Annotated in this window: 15 protein-coding genes; 3 read left to right on the forward strand and 12 right to left on the reverse strand. The window is 38.9% G+C overall.

Translation table 11 applies throughout. The features are described from left to right. Positions 1 to 69: 69 nt before the first annotated feature. The 3 genes from GQR87_RS15410 to GQR87_RS15420 all read right to left on the reverse strand — a co-directional run bounded on the left by GQR87_RS15410 (position 70) and on the right by GQR87_RS15420 (position 6,561). Positions 70 to 636 carry a hypothetical protein gene (locus GQR87_RS15410; protein WP_158970834.1) on the reverse strand — a complete coding sequence of 189 codons (567 nt, stop codon included), beginning with the start codon at positions 634 to 636 and terminating at the stop codon, positions 70 to 72. Positions 637 to 699: 63 nt separating this feature from the next. Continuing rightward, a complete protein-coding gene (locus GQR87_RS15415) occupies positions 700 to 5,208 on the reverse strand; it encodes an ExeM/NucH family extracellular endonuclease (RefSeq protein ID WP_158970836.1) in 4,509 nt (1,502 codons plus the stop codon). Positions 5,209 to 5,805: 597 nt separating this feature from the next. Further along, on the reverse strand, positions 5,806 to 6,561 hold the full coding sequence (locus GQR87_RS15420; RefSeq protein ID WP_158970838.1) for a choice-of-anchor H family protein: 756 nt from the start codon (positions 6,559 to 6,561) through the stop codon (positions 5,806 to 5,808). Positions 6,562 to 6,710: 149 nt separating this feature from the next. Between GQR87_RS15420 and GQR87_RS15425 the strand changes: the two genes are divergently transcribed. After that, a protein-coding gene (locus tag GQR87_RS15425; protein ID WP_158970245.1) for an IS630 family transposase occupies positions 6,711 to 7,746 on the forward strand; the annotation gives its coding sequence in 2 pieces (ribosomal slippage) (positions 6,711 to 7,169 and positions 7,171 to 7,746; 1,035 coding nt in all). Positions 7,747 to 7,879: 133 nt separating this feature from the next. Here the strand turns inward: GQR87_RS15425 and GQR87_RS15430 are convergent. Both GQR87_RS15430 and GQR87_RS15435 read right to left on the reverse strand, forming a co-directional pair. After that, positions 7,880 to 8,800: a LysR family transcriptional regulator gene (locus GQR87_RS15430; RefSeq protein ID WP_158970840.1), complete on the reverse strand. Its 921-nt coding sequence runs from the start codon at positions 8,798 to 8,800 to the stop codon at positions 7,880 to 7,882. 101 nt (positions 8,801 to 8,901) lie between these two features. After that, positions 8,902 to 9,783: a LysR family transcriptional regulator gene (locus GQR87_RS15435; protein WP_158970842.1), complete on the reverse strand. Its 882-nt coding sequence runs from the start codon at positions 9,781 to 9,783 to the stop codon at positions 8,902 to 8,904. Positions 9,784 to 10,141: 358 nt separating this feature from the next. Between GQR87_RS15435 and GQR87_RS15440 the strand changes: the two genes are divergently transcribed. Continuing rightward, complete coding sequence (locus GQR87_RS15440; protein ID WP_158970844.1) at positions 10,142 to 12,067, forward strand: sulfatase; 1,926 nt, start codon at positions 10,142 to 10,144, stop codon at positions 12,065 to 12,067. Between the two features lie 300 nt (positions 12,068 to 12,367). Here the strand turns inward: GQR87_RS15440 and rraB are convergent, their stop codons facing one another. Next, positions 12,368 to 12,733, reverse strand: coding sequence for a ribonuclease E inhibitor RraB (rraB, locus tag GQR87_RS15445; RefSeq protein ID WP_158970846.1), 366 nt, complete (start codon positions 12,731 to 12,733; stop codon positions 12,368 to 12,370). A gap of 3 nt (positions 12,734 to 12,736) precedes the next feature. After that, a complete protein-coding gene (locus tag GQR87_RS15450; RefSeq protein ID WP_158970848.1) occupies positions 12,737 to 13,477 on the reverse strand; it encodes a 1-acylglycerol-3-phosphate O-acyltransferase in 741 nt (246 codons plus the stop codon). A gap of 179 nt (positions 13,478 to 13,656) precedes the next feature. Between GQR87_RS15450 and GQR87_RS15455 the strand changes: the two genes are divergently transcribed. After that, a complete protein-coding gene (locus GQR87_RS15455) occupies positions 13,657 to 14,808 on the forward strand; it encodes an HD-GYP domain-containing protein (RefSeq protein ID WP_158970850.1) in 1,152 nt (383 codons plus the stop codon). Positions 14,809 to 14,880: 72 nt separating this feature from the next. On the opposite strand, the gene GQR87_RS15460 is transcribed toward GQR87_RS15455, so the two are convergent. The 5 genes from GQR87_RS15460 to glnA form a co-directional block, all read right to left on the reverse strand. Continuing rightward, the gene (locus GQR87_RS15460; protein ID WP_158970852.1) at positions 14,881 to 15,495 is read right to left on the reverse strand and encodes a MarC family protein; all 615 of its coding nucleotides are present in this window, start codon (positions 15,493 to 15,495) and stop codon (positions 14,881 to 14,883) included. Between the two features lie 361 nt (positions 15,496 to 15,856). Next, positions 15,857 to 17,263, reverse strand: coding sequence for a nitrogen regulation protein NR(I) (gene glnG / locus GQR87_RS15465; protein WP_158970854.1), 1,407 nt, complete (start codon positions 17,261 to 17,263; stop codon positions 15,857 to 15,859). Further along, complete coding sequence (glnL, locus tag GQR87_RS15470) at positions 17,260 to 18,339, reverse strand: nitrogen regulation protein NR(II) (RefSeq protein WP_158970856.1); 1,080 nt, start codon at positions 18,337 to 18,339, stop codon at positions 17,260 to 17,262. The genes glnG and glnL overlap by 4 nt, the downstream gene beginning before the upstream one ends. Positions 18,340 to 18,422: 83 nt before the next feature. Then, positions 18,423 to 18,947: a DUF4124 domain-containing protein gene (locus GQR87_RS15475; RefSeq protein ID WP_233267281.1), complete on the reverse strand. Its 525-nt coding sequence runs from the start codon at positions 18,945 to 18,947 to the stop codon at positions 18,423 to 18,425. A gap of 330 nt (positions 18,948 to 19,277) precedes the next feature. Beyond that, positions 19,278 to 20,687, reverse strand: coding sequence for a glutamate--ammonia ligase (gene glnA, locus GQR87_RS15480; protein WP_158970858.1), 1,410 nt, complete (start codon positions 20,685 to 20,687; stop codon positions 19,278 to 19,280). Positions 20,688 to 20,863: the final 176 nt, after the last annotated feature.

Here is a 20,863-nt window from a genome sequence, read left to right on the forward strand (position 1 = left end):
TGTCTAAAAATATTTGTAAAACCCAATAAAAAAACGCTCAACGAGCGTCTTTTTATATACAAGCGCCAATTAGACGCGGCGACGTACTAACATAGCTAGTGCTAAACCAAATATAGTAATAGTTGCCGGTGTACTGACGTCAACCACTGGGGTATTCACAGTTACATTTGTAGAAGTGCCTACAGTGGAAATCACAACAAACTGTAATATTGACTGAAATGACTCAGAAATTGTTTCAATCGTTGTTGAACCAGAGCCAATTGCTGTGAATTCTAGTGTACCTAACAATATGTCGCTGCCGAAGATTGTTGGACTCATCATCATTGGATCAAAATAAACAGCAGAAATTGGAGCGGTTGGCGCGCCAGCAATAAAATTGCTGCTTAAGTTAAATCCATCAAAACTCAATACACTGCTATCAAAACCCGCATCCATCATAAACCCTAGAAACCCATCAACAGGGACTTGTGTATCAGCATACAAAGATAAAGAAAATGAGTCATTTAAGTCTACATTGACATCGCTTTCACTAAACGAAAGGATGACAGCAGATTGAGCACTAAACGCACTCATTAGTAAACTAGAAGCCAATACAACAGAACGAACAAGTTTTTTATTTAGTATTACATTTTTCATTTTTTACATCTCAATCTTAAATTTTAAATTGGCCAGTGGTGATTACCAACTGGCCGAGTTTTGTTATTGGCTTAGGTACAAAGTATACCAAGCTTGTAAGTCTGCAGTTGAAATCACACCATCGGCGTCATAATCTGCAATTGCATTAAAGTTTGCATCTCCAGAGGCACTGCCTAACATGCCTAGAATGGCAAAGTAATCAGTGAAATTAACACTGCTATCCCCATTCACGTCAGCAGATGTTTCAGCACCCGCCACCTCAGCATCAAATTGCATAGCGATCACAACGGGATCATGGTCAGACATGCGATAAGCGTCTGCTTCATACAAGTCAACTAACTGCTGCGGACTTTTATCTTCGGTGTTGTAATCTAAGGCTCTTGGCTCGTCTGCATTGATATGCCATTCAGTGACATCAACTGTCTTAGCCAAGGCTTTATTATTTGCTAGGGCATGGTCTAAATAACCAAACTCGCCACCAAATGTATAAGAATAAGCGTCAGCTCCAGCAAAATAGTTCACTAAGTTGGTATAACCAGCAGATTCAATTTGGGCAATAGGATCTTCTTTAGCGTAAGCATTTAAATCCCCTAAAATAACTGTAGGCTTATCAGCAAACCCAGAGGCAATAAAGGCCGTAAGTGCTTGTGCTGCTCGAGTACGCGTTAAGTTACAATTACCTTGACCAGTAGTCGAGTCGTCGCCAGCACCACAGCTTGAACCTTTCGATTTAAGGTGATTAACACTCACCACTAATTCTTCGCCATTTTCAGTCAAAGCAAAAGTTTGCACTAGTGCTGGACGGTTTTTGGTATCAACAAATAACGGCCCATCCGCATCGCTAATAGAATTACTACTATCTAAAATACCTAAGGCGCCAACAGGTGAAACTTTTGCAGATTTATAAATAAGCGCAACTGTAATTGCGTCAGTACCTACCGGTCCACCAGCATCAACAATGGAGTAAGTGCTAGCACCCATTTGATTGTTAATTTCAGAAACTAGATCGTCAATCGCTGAACCTGCGCTAAAGCCGCTATTTTCAATTTCCATTAGACCTACAATATCTGCGTCCATCGCGACAATGGCCGCCACAGTCTTAGCTTTTTGACGAGCAAACTCTTCTGAATTATTTGCCCCTCTACAATCTAAGTTACTTGGACCACACTTGTTGCCATTTTCATCCAAAGTAGAGAAATAGTTCAGTACATTTAAGCTTGCTACTTTCAAGTTACCTTCAGTAATCTCTGGTGCAGCTTGGCGCGCATTATTCGCAAAAATTGTAGGACTCATTAACGGAATAACACGATAAGCGCTAAAGCTATAGTCCATTGGCCCAACCAACCCAGTAACTGTGTCGCCTGTACGCAGCGAGTTAAGGGCAGATAAACCACCAGCAGGGTATGGAATAACCTCAGGGTTAGAACCATTCACACCATCGTCTAGTATTACTTTGTTTAATGCGTTTTCAGCAGCTAGAGCGATTGCCTCAGCAGAACCTGGGGCAAATTGGTTTGTTGGCGTGAACAAGCGACCATAAGATAAAGTTGCCTCTCCAAAAGCTTTTAAATTGTAGTTATCGCTGACGGTCAATTCCTGTGACGCAGTAACTAGCATACCTTCAAGGGCTTCAACATCAGTAGCATTAGCAAAAGGTAGGCTAAATTCAGTTGCAGCTACTGTGGCAGTGCTACAAGCCGTCGATACTTGCTGAGCAAGCATTTGGGTTTTTTCGTAGTACTCAGTTACTTCACCTACTACACGTACTACATCACCTTCAGCTGGTAGTGCCCCTTCGTAATAAACGAATAGGCCTTCAGAGGTAGTAGGGTCAGTATCCATATCAGCTTGCTCTTCTTGTATGAAGAAACCACTAAGGTTAGGTAATGACGCACTTACCACAGCTTCAACTGTATTGGTTTGTCCCACAAGCGGCGATACAAAACCAGAACCTTGAATAGCGCTGATTAAGGTCGCAGAGTCTGAACATTGTCCTAAATCCGCAGTGCCGCCGTCAGTACCACCATCAGACCCACCATCAGACCCGCCATCGGTGCCACCGTCAGAACCACCACCAAAATTTTGGCCATTATTGACATCACCAAATGTATTGGCCTCAGAGCCCTGCCAAGTAAAGTCTGAATATTGAACACCAGAACCACTTAACTGTAATGAATCACCAACAGCCGAACTACCCGCTTCACTCACGCCAATATCAGTACTTGTCATGCCAATAGCTGGGCCATCTACAGCTTCAAAGCTACCTTCATAACTTAAAAATTGCAGCACAACGCCTTCGCTATCAACTAAGGCTAAGCCATCAGGACCTCCATTTTGAATACCTGAAATAGCAAAAGATAAGGTACCAAAACCACCATCTTGATTAGGTATGACACCACTTAAATTCTCAGTCCCATAACTTTTACGTTGAGAACTACTGCCGTTGTAGAGCACGATACTCATACCAGATACATCTGTACCGGCTAACCCAGCAATTTCAACACCCTCATCTGAGTCACCGCCAGTATTGTCATAATGAAGTTCATTAATAAATGGTGCAGGGGCAGCAAAAGTTTGACCAGAGTTAACCTGACCAAAACTATCTAAAGTAGGCTCCTGCCAAACAAAATCTTCATATCTAAATCCACTACCAGTAAGCTGCAAAGATTCGCCAACAGGCGTACTGCTGGTTTCTGCAACACCAATATCTGTGCTTGTCATGCCTGCAGCTGGGCCGTCTACTGCTTCAAAGCTACCTTCGTAACTTAAAAACTGTATTACAGTACCTTCACTATCCACTAATGCTAAGCCATCAGGGCCGCCATTTTGAATGCCCGATATTGCAAATGATACAGTTCCAAAGCCACTACTTTGATTGGGTATAACACCATCTAAAGCGACGGTTTTATATGCTTTTAGTTGGCTACTGCTGCCATTGTAAAACACAATGCTCAAACCACTTAAGTCAGCACCTGCCAATCCTGCAATTTCAACGCCTTCGCCTTGGTCAGTACTTACATTGTCATAATGGATTTCATTAATAAAAATTAAGTTAGTAGAGGTATCACCGTTATCAGTGCCACCATCTGTACCGCCGTCAGTACCACCCTCTGAGCCGCCGTCAGTACCGCCATCTGTGTTACCACATGAATCAGCAGGGTAAAGAGTATTAATCCACTCAGGATGATCAACAAATGGGTTACGGTTACCTTGTAACTCATAAATTCGATCATTACGTCTTTGTTCTGACTCATCTACTGAGTCAGCTGAGCTCCAAGCAATTAGGGTACACAAAGTACCTAACTTAGCTTCGCTAGTACTGGTAATTCGATTAACTAATTGTAAATCGGGAGTGGTATCAGATCCTGCTCCTTCATAACGAGTGTCCATATAAAACATCATACGGGCTACATCGCCTTTCACTTCATCTCTAGGTTCAAACGAATCGCTATCTACGCGGTTGATATTACTTTCAGCAAGCGGGCTATCACTATTGTCAAAATCTAAATTACCACGTGAACTATTGATACTAATATCTGTGGGTCTTAAATGATGAATATCAGTATATGCTTCAAAAGAATCACTTGGAAAGCCATGGCTTTTAGCCCAAGAATGTTCACGGTTCCAGTTATCACCATTCGAACTAGCTGAGCCACTACCATTAGTAGACTTGGCTTGAGAACGAGCGCTGTACCATAAGATGACATTATTAGTGTTAGTTGGATCTTCATCTGTATAGGTTAAAGCGGTCCAAACATCTGCATAAGATAAATTTTTATGCTCACTTGTAATGGTGTCACTTAATACTAATTTGATAGTTTCTGCCGGTGAGCTTGCATCGACTTCAGCTTGAACATTAGCGTAATAAGCAGTTGCGTCAAATACAGAGGCGTCTTTAATTTTTGGCAAGTCTGGGCAATTAGTACAAACCGCACCACTAATTACATCTGAGTTTCCGCCGTCTGAACCACCATCAGTACCGCCATCTGTTCCACCGTCAGTGCCGCCATCTGTTCCACCATCAGTGTTGCTTCCATCAAAAGTTTGACTATTGTTTGCAGCCCCTGACGTTGCGACTGCCGCTGATTGCCAACTAAAATCTGTATACTGGCTACCCTCCGTCCCCGCTAATTGCAGAGAATAACCAACAGGAGTAGAACCCGTCTCTGACACGCCGATATCTTCACTTGTCATACCTGCAGCACTACCGCCAGTTGCGGTCATACTTCCTTCATAACTTAAAAATTGAACAACCGCCCCTTCTGCATCAATCAGGGCCATACCATCTGGTGCACCGTTCTGAATACCAGAATGAGGTAAAGCTGCAAATCGATACCCGTCAGTTATCGTTTGCTGACTTATGCTAAGCGTTGCGTAAGTGCTGCCATTGTTTCCGTTATAAAGTTCAACTGAGTAACCGGTCAAATCTTGACTTTCTGGTGCCACAACTTCAATAAACTCACCAACATCACCACCACTATTATCGTAGTGAATTTCATTGATAAATACTCCAGTGGCCTGAACAGAAGAAGCCACCATCAACGCCGTCAGCGCTGAAATTTTATATTTCATATGTTTTCCTTTGTGATGTTAGTCAAAAATGACCATTAACTATCTTTAATTTGGACACAATGTTCGTAGACTTCTGTGTCAATTTCATGACAACTCGCCAGCTTGCTCGGTAAATCGAGCAACTTATTGACCATCTGGTCTAGATTAAAGCAATAACTATTCCTCTTTGTTTATTAAAAACAATTAGTTAAAAACTCAAAAGATATGAAAAATTAAATTTAAATAATGAGTAAAAAGTGATTATTCAATTGGAAATAAGCAACAGCACATTAGTTTGAAAAGAAACTTCGAAGAAAAGCTATTATGATCAACATATTACAGTTCAATACATAACATCAAAAAAACTTGAACTGTAAACTTCACAGCTAGCTTCATTATTTAGAAAAAGTTTTATTTTAGGAATAACACGAGAATTCAGATTAAAAAATCAAGCAAACTAGATAATTACAAAAATACTATTCATATGGCTGAAGGCCTGAAATTAGAGAGTAAGTCTTAAAAAAGTGCAAAACTCACCTTTATCGTTCAATAGCGGCAAAAAAGTGGCCAGAGAGATAACCGGCCACTTTTCTCAGGTTACCTATTACAAGTTAACCACTATTTAATCCATATTCTTACTATGGCGACTGGTATAAAAAATAAGATTAACCAAGCTAAACTGCCACCACTTTCATGGATCACTACCACTTGGTCTACATACACCTCTTCGTAATCTTCACTTTCAAGAGGTAACAAATATAAATCGGCATCATTAAACCCATCTAGTGTTGCTACTAGTTGATTGCTATTGGCGTCATAAAGCTCAATTAATACTTCATAATCTGCTGCGGGGAAACCCGTTAGCAGTTCACTTTCCACTACAAAACTATCATTATTGTTGTCAGCGTAAATATTAAAGTTTGACGTAGTATGGTATTCCTTAAAGACTTCGCCTTTAGCCAAGTATAATCGAGCGTAAACTTGGGCATGATCAAATTCAGTATCCGCATCAAACTCAAGAGTAAAATGGTTATAAAAACCATCTCTGTCATCATCAGTATGAAAACTAATCCATGCATCATATAGCCAAAATCGCTGATCTAAAGTATTCACATATGGACGGATAATAAGCGTTTTAGCATTCTCTTTTTGCCTAACCTTGACAGGATCTATAGCTAAAACATCAGACTCGGCAGTTAGAGAATCTTGTTTTGACTGTGAGGCCAAGTTAATAACTGCACTTTTAGTCATCACTGCAATAGTTTTTTCTTGCTGTTTTTCTATCGATTGAACACTCCAATCACCTGCCTGTTTAGCCGACACTTGACTGCTTGTAAATATACAAACTGCTATCAATAAGACTAACTTTTTCATATCACTCTCCTTCAATCTGAAACCCAGTGTGACCGAACAAGCATGAACAAAAACTGAAGATAACCTTAATCGAGTGAAGTATTCTCTCATACCATTTTCACTAAGTTTGTGATCTAATTGAGTTATGTATTCTTATCTTAATTCTTCTCATGCATAGCTTAAAAAATATCGATTTTTCGACACTCATAGCGAAGGAAAAAAATGCTCGGATGCGAGTCAGATTAATGGCCCTTTCACATATTCAACAAGGCGTTAATCGCACGCAAGCGGCTCGGTATCTGCACGTCAGCCGTAGAATGGTGAATGAGTGGGTGAAGCGCTTCAACCAAGATGGTTTGGACGGATTAAAGGAAAAGCCGCGCTCTGGTCGGCCTTGTGCTTTATCAGCTGAGCAACTGCAGACGTTGAAAATTTACATTGAGTCTCATGCCATAAAACCTGATGGTGGAAGGCTCAAAGGCACACTCATCATTGACTATGTGAAGCAAGAATTTGATATTACCTATGGCCTGACTAACATATATCGTCTACTGCATCAGCTAGGGTTTTCTTGGATAACCAGTCGCTCTAAGCACCCTAAGCAGTCCCAAGAAGCTCAAGACGAGTTTAAAAAAACTGCAGATTGAAACGATCAAATTGATCCCAGGCCATGTCACACTGGATAAAGTCGATATTTGGTTTCAAGATGAGGCTAGAATAGGTCAACAGAACACCACTACACGTTTATGGGCGAACAAAGGTAGTCGCCCTAGAGCGGTCAAGCAACAACAGTTTGAGTATGCGCATTTATTTGGGGCTGTATGCCCAGCGACAGGTGAAACAGAAGCCTTGATAACCCCTGTGGTGAACAAAGACATTATGAGACAACATTTACAATTAATATCAAATCGCACACAACTGGATCGCTATGCAGTAGTGATTATGGATGGTGCGGGTTGGCATACAGACGATATTGCGCATGACCTAGATAACGTGAGTATCATCAAGCTTCCGCCCTATTCTCCAGAGCTAAACCCAATCGAGCAGGTATGGCAATGGCTTAGGCAAAATGAGTTGGCCAATCAATGCTTTGATAGCTATGAGGATATTGTCATACAATGCAGTCGGGCATGGAATAACTTTATCAGCGATAAAGAAAAGGTTATCAAATTGTGCGCCAGAAATTGGGCACAGGTGGGAAATTAATTATCGTGATTGGTATCAGATTGATAAAGGTAATATCACCTTTATCAACATGATTAAGTAATGGGATTGGTATTATATAAGGGACAGTCTGATTAAATGTGGGACATTAATAATCAGACTTAATTTCGAATGATTATTTTTCTACTTGCTGAATAAAGTAACAAATTTCTTTAATAAGATGTCTTAAAACAGGATTTAATCGAGTATTTTTACCATTCATCACAAATAAATCATGGCCAAATTCAAACATACTTCCGCCTACAGGAACTAAACCTAAGCCAGCAGCTTGATTTTTTAAGACATAATCAGGTAATAACCCCACATATTCGCCAGTCATAATAGCCGATAAACAAGCATCATAAGAATCAGAAAATGTTTGGATGGCCATACGTATATCGTCAGAAATATAATTCGCAGAAGACAAGCCTGATATACCTATCGCTGGATATTCTTCAATTTTAACGCTGCTAGGTAACCCTTCACGATATTTTGCTAACACATGTGAAGGGGCACAATAAAGACGACCTTTACAGGTCACTTCCACTGGATGAAAAGTAACAGATTCAGGTTTTACCATATCGTAAGTAGACAAAACTAGATGACACTCACCAGACAATGCAACGTGTTCAACTTCGTTATACAAACGAGTTTGAATATTCACATGAATATCGTTAAATTTCTTCATGGTACTTTTAACAGCTTTACTCACAGCCAAGTGATAAGAAAGCGGTAAACCAGCCATCATCACTAAAGTAATATGCCCTGAATAGTCATCGTGCAAACTTTTTAGGTTAAACACAAAGTTATCAAAAGAGTTAAAAATACGTTTGGTTTCTTGAAAAACCACCTCGCCTTCTTTGGTCATTTGAAAGCCACCTCGGCCCCTATGACATAAGACTAAGTCTAAACGTTCTTCGAGTTTTTTAATTGCAGCACTAATATTTGGACGCTGCATACGTAACACAGGTTCAGCGGCAGTAAATCCATTACATGAAGCCACAGCATAAAATACGCGTAGCAACTTGATGTCTGATTCTTGTAGGCGGTTTAACATTTGGTAGCACCACTTATAGGTATAGTTATTGATACTAAATTATAGTGTAAGAAACGTATGGGCTAATTACAACGGATTTTTATCTCAACTTGATTAAAACCTCAACAATCCCTAGCCATTTGTATAAACCTCTGCAAATATTCAGGTCTTTTTTCATTTTTCCGAAACCCAAGATGAATAGTTTTATACATACCTTGTTTACCAAGACTTACTGCAGAAATAGCTAAATTATTTTGTTGGCTTTCAACTAACCACCTTGGTAACGCGGTAAATCCTCTACCCGCAGCCACCATTTGCAATAAAATTTCTGTTGTTTCTATTTGAATATGTTTCTTAATTGCCACTCCCGCAGGATGACAAAATTGACTAAATATATCTAAACGAGAGGGTTCGACAGGGTAAGTGATTATAATTTTATTCGTTAAATCCGCTGGGGATATATACTCTTTTTGCGCCAGAACATGTTCTTTAGGCACAACCAAAACATGTTCATAATCAAATACAGGTATATATTCTAAAGCATTACTATATAAAGGATCGGGAGTCACTAACATATCAATATCATATCCTAGTAAAGCCCCCATCCCGCCAAATTGAAAGCGTTGGCGAACGTCTAAGTCCACTTCTGGATATTGCTGTAAAAATGGTCCAACTAAATTAAGCAGCCACTGATAACAGGGATGGCATTCCATACCAATTCTTAAGTTGCCTTGCCGTCCATCAGCTATTTTTTTAATCAGCTGTTCACTATGTTCAAATTGCGGTAATAACCTTTCAGCTAAATTAAGTAAGGCACTGCCCGCTTGATTCAAGCGTAATCGCCTGCCCTCTTTTTCCCACAAAGGTGTACCAAAATAGAGTTCTAACTTTTTTATAGAATGACTCAAAGCCGATTGAGATAAACAAAGTTGTTCTGCCGCTTGGGTTAAGGTTCCAAGTTGATCAACTGAGCGAATTATCATTAAGTGCGAGCGTTCTAACATTATATCCTGACAATACATGAGTAAAATTCATAGTTAAGACAGTTTATACCATTATTTTAAATAATTTAACCTGGTGAATTTATCATGATTACCAAGAACCAACAGGGCAGCTCCACACAATTTAGTATTTCCGGGCACAGAGTGAAATCGCGAATTAAAATTTTCTTTAGGCAAATTTAAACGAAAAAAAGTTAAAAAAATAAATTTCCCCCTTTAGCTAACAAAGAAACTAAAACGCCTTAAACCTAGCTTTACCTTATTTTTACAAAGCAACACGTGGATCCGCATGTTTTTTATTCGTTTGCTATGTATAATATTTTACATTCAAACAACATAATTTAAATATGGAATTTAAGACATGTTTTCATTTTTTAAACAATATAGTGCTCTAATAGGACTATCATTTTTTAGCTGCATACTTTTTTCTAAGTTTGTTCATGCAGACACGGCAAAACGTCCTAATTTTGTTTGGTTACTAAGCGAGGATAATTCTAAACATTACTTAAAACTATATGATCCACAAGGGGCGACAATGCCTAATGTTGAGTCTTTAGCCAATGAAGGCATGATATTTAACCATGCATTTTCTAATGCTGCTGTATGTTCAACAGCTCGCTCAACTTTAGCCACAGGTTCTTATACTCCAAGATTAGCGATGGACAATCATAGACCTTATCTACAAGCTAAATTACCAGAGGGACTTAAACCTATTAGTTTGTTTTTGAAAGATGCCGGTTATTACACCAGCAATGATGCTAAAACTGATTATAACTTTTTAACTCCTGAAAAAATTTGGGATAAAAGTGCCCCAAGAGCATCTTGGAGAGAGCGCCAAACAGACCAACCTTTTTTCCACATGCAGACCTTTGGTATTACTCACGAGGGACAGCTACATTTCCCCAAAGAAGATGTACAAAATGTGCCGACCCAACACAATCCGCACAGCATAGAACTTCCGCCTATTTACCCAAATACAGATTTATTCAAATACACTTATGCTCGTACCCTAGATAACCATCTGACTGCCGATAAACAAATTGGTGAAGTGCTTAAAAAACTAAAAGAAGATGACTTGATGGACGACACTTTTATCTTCTATTTTGGTGACCACGGTGGCGTACTGCCAGCCAGTAAAGGTTATTTATTTGAGCGAGGTTTACATGTTCCTCTAGTAGTCTATGTACCGAAAAACTTTAGACATTTACTCCATAAAGATATGCGCCAGCTAAAACGGGCTTATATTGATGGCTTTGTTAGCTTTATTGATTTTGCCCCAACGTTAATGAAATTAGCTGGACTTCCAGCTTCAGACAAACAAGATGGACAATCATTTTTAGGTGAAGATATCAGCCTAAAAGAACTTAAAAAGAGGGATACCACACTAGGTTACGCAGATCGTTTTGACGAAAAATATGATGTTGTACGTAGTTTACGTAAAGGAAAATACAAATATATTCGTCATTATCAACCATTCAATCCAGATGTTTTATACAATGCCTACCGCTTTAAAAACCAAGCTTTAAAAGAATGGTATGACCTGTATAAAGCAGGTGAATTAAATCCAGTGCAAGCAGCTTTCTTTGAAAGTAAGCCTGTAGAAGCTTTATATGATGTAGAAAAAGACCCATTTGAAACTAAAAACTTAGCAGCTGACAATACACATAAACCAACATTATTAAGCCTCAGAGAAGAATTAAGCTCTCGATTGAAATCTATGCCTGATCTTGGTTTTTTTCCTGAATCTTGGCAGGTAGAAAATGCTTTAGCAAATTCAACCAAATTCGCTAAAAACAACCAAGCAGAAATAGCTAAACTAATCGACATTGCGGACTTACAGTTACAAGACTTTGCTACGGTAAAAAATCAACTTAAGACATCCTTACAATCAACCAATCAATGGCAACGCTATTGGGCTTTAATCAGTTTAAGTCGCTTTAATCAAGACGCGATAGGGTTTTCATCGATAGTCAAACACATCATGACATCTGACAGTAATCTACTCAACAGAGCCCGTGCTGCAGAATATCTAGCAATCACAGATCAAATAAGTGGCAAAGGCATATTAGAAAACTTAGTCGAAAAAAGTAAAAATAACGTCGAAGCTTTAGAAATAATGAATATAGCCACATTACTGCATGATACTAAAGGTACCTTATTTAACTTTTTAATGAAAACAGCTTGGCAACAAGATTACCAAGGTAAGCTAAACAAAAAGCAACAAAAAAACTTAAACTACTGGTTTAGCAACAGAATCAATCATTTAAAGCAAAATAATAATCTATAGCAATATTGCTAATGCACAAAAAAGGGCCTAATCGGCCCTTTTTTGTATCTTAGAGATAAACTATTTAACCTGAGTTATCGATAAGAAGTATCGTTTAAGCTAAATTTAACAATATAATTCAATAGCTTAATAACGTTCGTACAAATTACCCCACCTGAATGCTCACTCGGTGACGAAATTTCTCGTGTATAGCAAGGCGGATTGTTGTACGTAATAACGAGTTATTGCTAGACAATCCAACGCCGCTAGGCACAAAAAGAGCGTTATCGAGAGGTTCGGCTTATCCAGGATTCAGGTTAGTTATTCTTGTTCGATGAAATAAGTTCCCCAACCGTCGTAATGAACTTTGTGTTTAGTCGCAATGGCATATAATTTATCTGTATCTTGATTAATCAGTAATGGATCTAACATACGCTCAACGACTGCATCAAAACAAAAGACTTCACCACCATCATCTAATTCTAATTCTTCTGCGTCACCTACTTCAAAACCAGCTTTAAAGGCATCTACAGCTGCTTTTTCTAAGGCTTCAAAATCTGCACTGGCAAAGTGGTATTCGATGGTATGAGCTTGACTCGCATCACTTCCATCTTCAATCAAAGCTTCTACTGTTTCTTGATTAAATTCATACCATTCAATTAATTCTGGATCTGTAAGTGCACTCATATTTTACCCTGCTGGTGTAGAATTAGTCTTTGAAGTATTTGCTAACTCTGTGTTTAATTTTTTAATAGTATCACCCATTTTTTGATGAAAGTATTCGACATTTTGTTTCATCTTTTTAGTTTCATCCATCAATTCTGGCTCACTTAACTCGATTAAAAGAGTGCCATTAGACCAGCGGTTGAGTTTTATTTTTTTGTCTAACTCACTAGCAGAGACTAGTACAATCGGTACCTTAGAGGCAGCAGCAATACGAAATGCGCCCGTTTTAAAAGGTAATAACCCTCGTCCATAACTGCGAGTACCTTCAGGGAAAAACCAAACAGACAAACGACGTTTTATTATTTTTTGTGCCGTTTTTTCTAAAGTACTCCGAGAGCTGCCTGTATTCTTGCGGTCAATCAATATATTGCCAGATAACCAGTACACCTGACCAAATAGCGGTATCCACACCAAACTTTTTTTACCGACAGAAACAGTACCTTTAACCACTCCCGCACAGACTGTAATTAAATCATAACTATTCTGATGGTTAGCTAAAAATACAAAAGGCCCACCCGATTTAACACTAGCTGGTACCCTAAGTTCTATTTTAAGTCCTAAAATATATGCTATTGAGCTATAAAGTCTGCTGGCGATAAATACATTATCACGATGAAATGGCCTAACTAAGCAGACTAAGATCAACACTAAATTGATAGATATAAAATAGAAAAAAATGATCACACACCTAAGTAATGCTAACACTCGAACACCTATAAGAAATCGGAAAGCCGCAGAGTATAACGTATTTTATCTAAAGCCAAAGCTCTGAAGAGTAAAACAAGTTGTTTAACTTCTACTAATTTTTATTGTGAAATCAATGAATAATAATAATAATTGGCCGATACTAGGTTATTAATACTTTTAATAAGGCAATTCACTTGATGCAAACCTTTAAACCAGAAGATCTTGACGAAGATATTCTTACCGATTTATTAGAAGAAATTAATGAACTATATGAAGCAAGTGAACAAATCCTAATTGAATTAGAACTAAAACCAGAAGACAATGAATTACAACGCTCTTTATTTCGCGCAATTCACACCATAAAAGGCGACTTAGGCCTAGTTAGTTTTTCTCCTCTGATCCCATTATTACAACACTCAGAAGACCTCCTAGATTATTTACGCAAAGGGCAAATCCAATACACCAGCAACATGAGTGACCTAGTATTATTAACTATGGATAGGGTTAAAATATTTGTCCAAAGTTGTATTCAAGCAGGTTATACAGAATACGATGAAAATTTATTTTCTCAATTGGTCACTCATATAAAACGAATTACCCCTGACAATACTCCGCAGCATGAACGCCTATTAGCAGAAGCCGTATTATTATTAGATCCCAGTTTAGATTTTGGTCTTGACAGCGATGAGCGTAAGCAACAAAACAACAGTGAACCTGCGGTAAGTATTGCCACCACAGGCATACCCAAATCCATTAGTGGTGACAACCGTAACGATTTAGTTTTCTTTAGAGAATTAATGAAACCCATCGAAAAACGCTCAAAATACTGGGACGGTAGAGGCGATAGAATAGCTCAATTAGCGGGTTATATTAATAAAATAGCAGGCAATCTCATCGATGAGGAACAGCTAGCGGTTGCCTGTTATATGCACGACTTTGGTATGGCTTTTATGCCTATAGAAATATTACATAAATCAAGTAAGTTAAATGATGCTGAATTTAACTTAATGCGTTCCCATGTGTATAAAAGTGCCAGATTATTAGAAAACTTAACCCAGTGGAATGAAGCAAGAAAAATAGTCATGCAACACCACGAGCGTCTCGACGGTTCTGGATATCCCTTAGGTTTAAAAGGCGAAGATATTTGTGAAGGAGCAAAGCTATTAGCCATATTAGATACCTTCAATGCCATCACACATGCACGAGCACAAGATAATCACAAACAGAGACCAAAGAAAAAAGCAGTAATAGAAATTAACCATATTGCCAAAGGGCAATTTTGCCCTAAATGGATGCGTGCTTTTAACAGGGGTATGGGAACATTGTTAACTAAGGGGAGCTCACTCTAATCCCTTTCTATTAGCGTGTCAGCAATAAAGCCTAGGCATATAGAAGTGACAGCTAGCAAGCTGGAGGTCAGGTTATGCCACTACTGTCATCCAATTTTCAGCCCCTAAAGCTTTCATAATAAATTCGACTGATAACGCAGCCAATATAATTCCCATAATCCGAGTCAGGATTGAGGCCCCACTGGTGCCTATAAGTTGAATAATTTTTCCTGATAAAAGAAACAATACTAGCGTAAAAAGTAACACTGAAAGCATCACCAAAGCAGTGGTTATTTGCTCTGTCACTGGATGTATATGATTATCTGTCAGCAAAATGACTGCTAAAATCGCGCCTGGTGTAGCAGTAGCAGGAATAGCTAGAGGAAAGACCGCCATATCATGCCCGCTATCAGTATCACCGCCATCTTCATTAGATGAGAAAATCATCTGTAAACCAAACAAGAAAAGAATGATCCCACCTGCTAGCTGAAAGGATAATAAACTAATGCCCATAGCAGTTAATAAAAATTGCCCAAGTATAATGGAACCTAGCAACACAGCCGCAGCATATGCAATTGCTTTATATGCCGTTTTTCTGCGCGCCAATGGAGATAGTTTTGCCGTCAGGGCAGCAAATAATGCCATGCTTCCAATGGGATCAATAGTCGCCCAAATCACCAAAAAATCTTGAACAATTTTATCTAGCATTTATTCACCTGCAAGTATGATTGTATGAGTAACCTGAACTCGGGATGATCCGAGCCTCTGAATAACCCTCTTCTTGTGCCTAGTTGTGTTAGATTTTTTAACAATAGTACGCTATTGCGTGCGAAAATCCGCCTTGCTATCCACAAAAAATTCGTCATCGAGTAAGTGTTGATGATACTAAAATGAATGTGTATTTGTAACCCGTTGAATTTTAATATAAATTAAATTGACACGACACGCCTTAACCCCAGTTCGGGTTAAGTAAAATTAGGTATTCACTTTAGCATTCGAATACCCTTCTTTTAAAATAAAATATTCACCTCTTATGGTTATTATGCAAATCAAACTCTATGCTTACATGCTACATATTTAATTCTTTCAGTTTACGAGTTAGGGTATTTCTGCCCCAACCCAAACGTTTTGCCGCATCTTGTTTATGCCCATGAGTATAATGTAAAGCACGTTCTAGCAATATACGCTCAAAACTCATAATTGCATCGTCCAAAATATTATTATGACCAGATTGTAGCTGATTATCAGCCCAGCTAGCTAGCAAAGCCTGCCAATCACCATCAACCGCACCTTGTTCTGACGCAGCGGGCTGCTGGTGAATTTCTGGTGGTAAATCAGTCACTAAGACTTCTTTGCCACTGGCCATTACAGTTAACCAACGACACATATTTTCTAATTGTCGTACGTTGCCTGGCCAAGGTAATTGCTGTAATACTTTACGTGTTTCTTTACCTAATATTTTAGGTTCTACTTCTAGTTCTGCTGCGGCTTTTTGTAAAAAATGGGCAGCTAACAAAGGGATATCTTCACGCCTTTCATTTAACTGTGGGATATGAATACGTATCACATTTAATCTGTGGTACAAATCTTCTCGAAATTTACCATCAGCCACACGTTGTTCTAAGTTTTGATGGGTCGCGGCAATAATTCTCACATCCACAGATACTGGATTGTGTCCACCGACTCGATAGAATTGACCATCAGCCAAAACCCGCAATAACCGAGTTTGCACATCTAATGGCATATCGCCAATTTCATCTAAAAACAGAGTTCCACCATCGGCTTGCTCAAAACGCCCTTGTCGTGAAGCTTGTGCTCCAGTAAATGCGCCCTTTTCATGCCCGAATAATTCTGACTCGATCAAGTCAGCCGGAATAGCCGCCATGTTTAAGGCAATAAAAGTTTTGTCTGATCTTGGGCTGTGACGATGCAAAGCCGCTGCAACCAATTCTTTACCTGTTCCCGATTGACCGTTAATCAAGACACTTATACTAGAACGAGACAAACGACCCACAGCTCTAAAAACTTCCTGCATAGCTGGCGCTTCACCAATAATTTCAGTCGCAGCAGAAAGTTGAGGTACCTGATGTTGCTTAGATCGTTCACGAGCATGAGTCAAGGCACGCTGTACCAAACTAACCGCTTCATCTATATCAAATGGTTTAGGCAAATATTCAAAGGCACCACTTTGATATGCGTTGACGGCACTGTCTAAATCCGAATGTGCCGTCATGATAATAATCGGAATATCTGGAAAGTTTTTATGCACTTGTTTTAATAACGTCATACCATCCATTTGTGGCATGCGGATATCTGACACTATTACTTCAGGCGGCTGTCCGGTCTGCAATTGTAATAGTAAATCTTCAGGATTTTCAAAACTAAAACAGGGGATATTAGCCGTTTGCAAGGCTTTTTGTAACACCCAGCGAATTGAACTATCGTCATCAACTATCCATACAGGTTCTGCACTCATTTCTCTGGATCCTTTCTTTCTATCGGTATATATAAAGTAAATTCGGTTTTCCCCTGCCAACTTTCAACGTCGATTTTACCTCGATGGTGACCAATTAAGGTCTGCGAAATTGACAGTCCTAATCCACTACCTTCGGCTTTAGTCGTCACCATGGGATAAAACAATGTGTCTTTTAGTTCAGCAGGGATGCCTGGCCCATTATCAATAATGCTTATTTTTACGCATAGAGGGAAACAAACACCGTGGATAATCACTCTCCTGTCTATACGTGTAACGATTCTAATTTCCCCTTTTATTTCTGGGTATTGCATCAAAGCTTGCACACTATTACGTACAATATTTAAGGTTGCTTGTTGGAACATATCTTGATCTAGGTATAAATCCGGAATACTCGGATCGTAATCTCGAATAATAGAAATAGAGTGACTCGGATCTAGGTTCACTAAAGTACATACTTTTTCTAACACTTCATGTACGTTATACCAGTTAAACTTAGGCCTAATATTGGGCCCTAGCAAACGATCGACTAAGTTTCTCAACCTATCTGATTGTTCAATAATCACTCCAGTAAACTCTTTAAGCTCTTCTGAATGCAATTCTTTTTCTAATAACTGAGCGGCTCCACGAATGCCTCCAAGAGGATTTTTAATTTCATGGGCTAATCCTCGCACTAATTCTTTCGCAGCTTGTTGTTGCGCCCATTGATGATTGTCTTGGCTAATTTTTTTCTGTTGTTCAACCAATCGAATTTCAATTAATAAATAACTTCTATTCAGCTCACGCATACTGGTTACCGAAACATCAGCTTGAGTATGCCTGCCATCTAAAAAGGTAAGTTCTACCTCACTGTCTGAAAATGACTCACCTTGCTCCATTGAATGTTTAAGCCGTTCAATATCTAGACTAGAAGTAGAAATAAATTGGTAAATGGGATAATCCATTAACAAACCTAGACTACGTTCAAATAATGCCTGTGCGGCATGATTAGCATATCGAATATGCATTTTTTCATTTAGTTGTAGGACGGCCGTTGAGAGGTTATCCAATAAAGTTTCAGAGATTACAGAGTCGGTCATATATTCAACAAATTAGTCGCACCATTAAAGTGCAGTATAAGCATTTACCACCGATAAAATAACACTATTTGTATAAAATATACTTAATTAGCATTAAACAGAGCAGTAGCCTTGTGCAGATAAAACACCTGCGATTGTGATGATGCAAGGATCTTGCCTGAATTGTTAAGAAGCTTAATTTCTATTAAATGCATGCCACGATTGATTTCTTTTAATTCAAAGACCGGCGATGTTTGAGTTTTAACTGCTTGATTATCTATAATTAATTGAAGCTTACCTGCACCTTTTGGGGTCACATTAACTTTAATCGTCACATCACCAGCATTGTTTCTTAACGTTTCCTCATTTAAAGGAGAAATAATGGTAACTTGGTACTGAATCTGAGACGCTTGCTTAATAACATTTTGACTACTTAAAGGCTTTTGAGATGCCGCATTATTCAACGCAGGCATTACCACATTATTCACAGCCGACAGGTTAACTGGAACCGAACCTTGAATGGGTGAATCACTATATATTACTGTGCCATCAGCTTGAGTCGTCTTGTAAAGTACTTTAGCGGACACTTCAACACAAACCAGTAAAGCTAGCATGTAGATTAATTTCACTCTTGCCCCCTCAATAAACTAATAATTATCTCTAATCCGTCTTTATGGAATACCGCTTATATCGTCATTGTTCCTACATGTCGTTAGCAGCAAGCCATTCTTTTACTTTTAACTATTACTTCTGCTTTTCATCTTTTGTAGGTCCATTTATGGCGTCTATTGCTCAGCCTTGACGGGCTAAAGCCACGACCTACAGTGCTTTTATCTTTACCTGCTTCACTCAGCCCCACTCTGCTTAGTCTGCTTTTCACAATCGTCAAAACAGTGTAGCTTTATTCAACGCAAAAAAAAGCCCGCATCTGCGGGCTTTGTTATTAAATTTTATATCTATTACAAGCTGTAATACATATCAAACTCAACTGGGTGAGTTGTCATATTAAGCAATTGAACTTCTTGTTGCTTAAGCTCGATGTAAGCATCAATCATTTCATCAGTCATTACACCACCAGCCGTTAAGAAATCACGATCACTGTTAAGTGCTTCTAACGCTTCTTCTAAAGAGCTAGCTACCTGAGGGATAGCTGCTGCTTCTTCAGCAGGCAAGTCGTATAGATCTTTATCCATAGAATCGCCAGGGTGAATTTTGTTTTTGATCCCGTCAAGGCCAGCCATAAGCATTGCAGAGAATGCTAGGTATGGGTTACCTGTTGGGTCAGGGAAACGAACTTCGATACGGCGAGCTCTATCCGTTGTTACATATGGAATACGGATAGAAGCAGAACGGTTACGAGCAGAGTAAGCAAGCATTACTGGTGCTTCGAATCCAGGTACTAAACGTTTGTAAGAGTTCGTAGAAGCATTAGTGAAAGCATTAATCGCTTTAGCATGTTTGATGATACCGCCAATGTAGAACAAAGCTTCTTCAGACATACCTGCATACTTATCACCTGCAAAAATGTTTTTGCCATCTTTAGATATTGATTGGTGAACGTGCATACCAGAACCATTATCGCCAACAATAGGTTTAGGCATGAAAGTAGCTGTTTGACCATATGCATGAGCAACATTATGTACAACATACTTATATATTTGTACTTCATCCGCTTTCTTAACAAGGGTATTAAACAAACATGCAATTTCGTTTTGACCAGCAGTTGCTACTTCGTGGTGATGAGCTTCAACGGTTAAGCCCATTTCTTCCATTACTAGACACATAGCAGCACGAATATCGTGAGCAGAATCGACTGGAGGAACAGGGAAGTATCCGCCTTTAACACCTGGACGGTGAGCCATGTTGCCGTCTTCAAAATCAGCCCCAGAGTTCCATTTTGCTTCAGCTGAATCTAATTTGTAGAAAGAACCTGCCATGTCGGTATGAAATTTAACATCGTCAAACAAGAAAAATTCTGGCTCTGGACCAAATAAAGCAGTGTCACCAATGCCCGTTGCTACCAAATATTGTTCTGCACGGTTTGCAACAGAACGTGGGTCACGATCATAACCTTGGTTAGTAGTCGGCTCTAAAATATCACAACGGATATTTATTTGAGTTTCTTCAGCAAATGGGTCTAATACCGCAGTTTCTGGGTCAGGCATAAGGATCATGTCTGATTCGTTGATCCCTTTCCAACCAGAAATTGAAGAACCATCAAACATTTTGCCTTCTTCAAAGAAGTCTTCGTCAACTTGATGAGTAGGGATAGAAATGTGCTGTTCTTTACCTTTAGTATCAGTAAAGCGTAAATCAACAAACTTAGCTTCGGTTTCTTTGATAAGGTCTAAGGCCTTTTGTGCTGACATAATGTCCTCCAGATTAATAAATAAAAGTATTGCTTAGAGCTTAATAACCCTACTCAATAAAAAAGTTGCTTAAAGAAAGCGATTATCATGCCACAAAGATCGCCTCTTGGAATGTCTTTATTTGGTTATTTTTGCCCTGATTAGAAAATAAAACACAAAAACAATGCACCAAAAAG

This window comes from Paraglaciecola sp. L3A3 (genome assembly GCF_009796765.1).
Classification (GTDB): domain Bacteria; phylum Pseudomonadota; class Gammaproteobacteria; order Enterobacterales; family Alteromonadaceae; genus Paraglaciecola.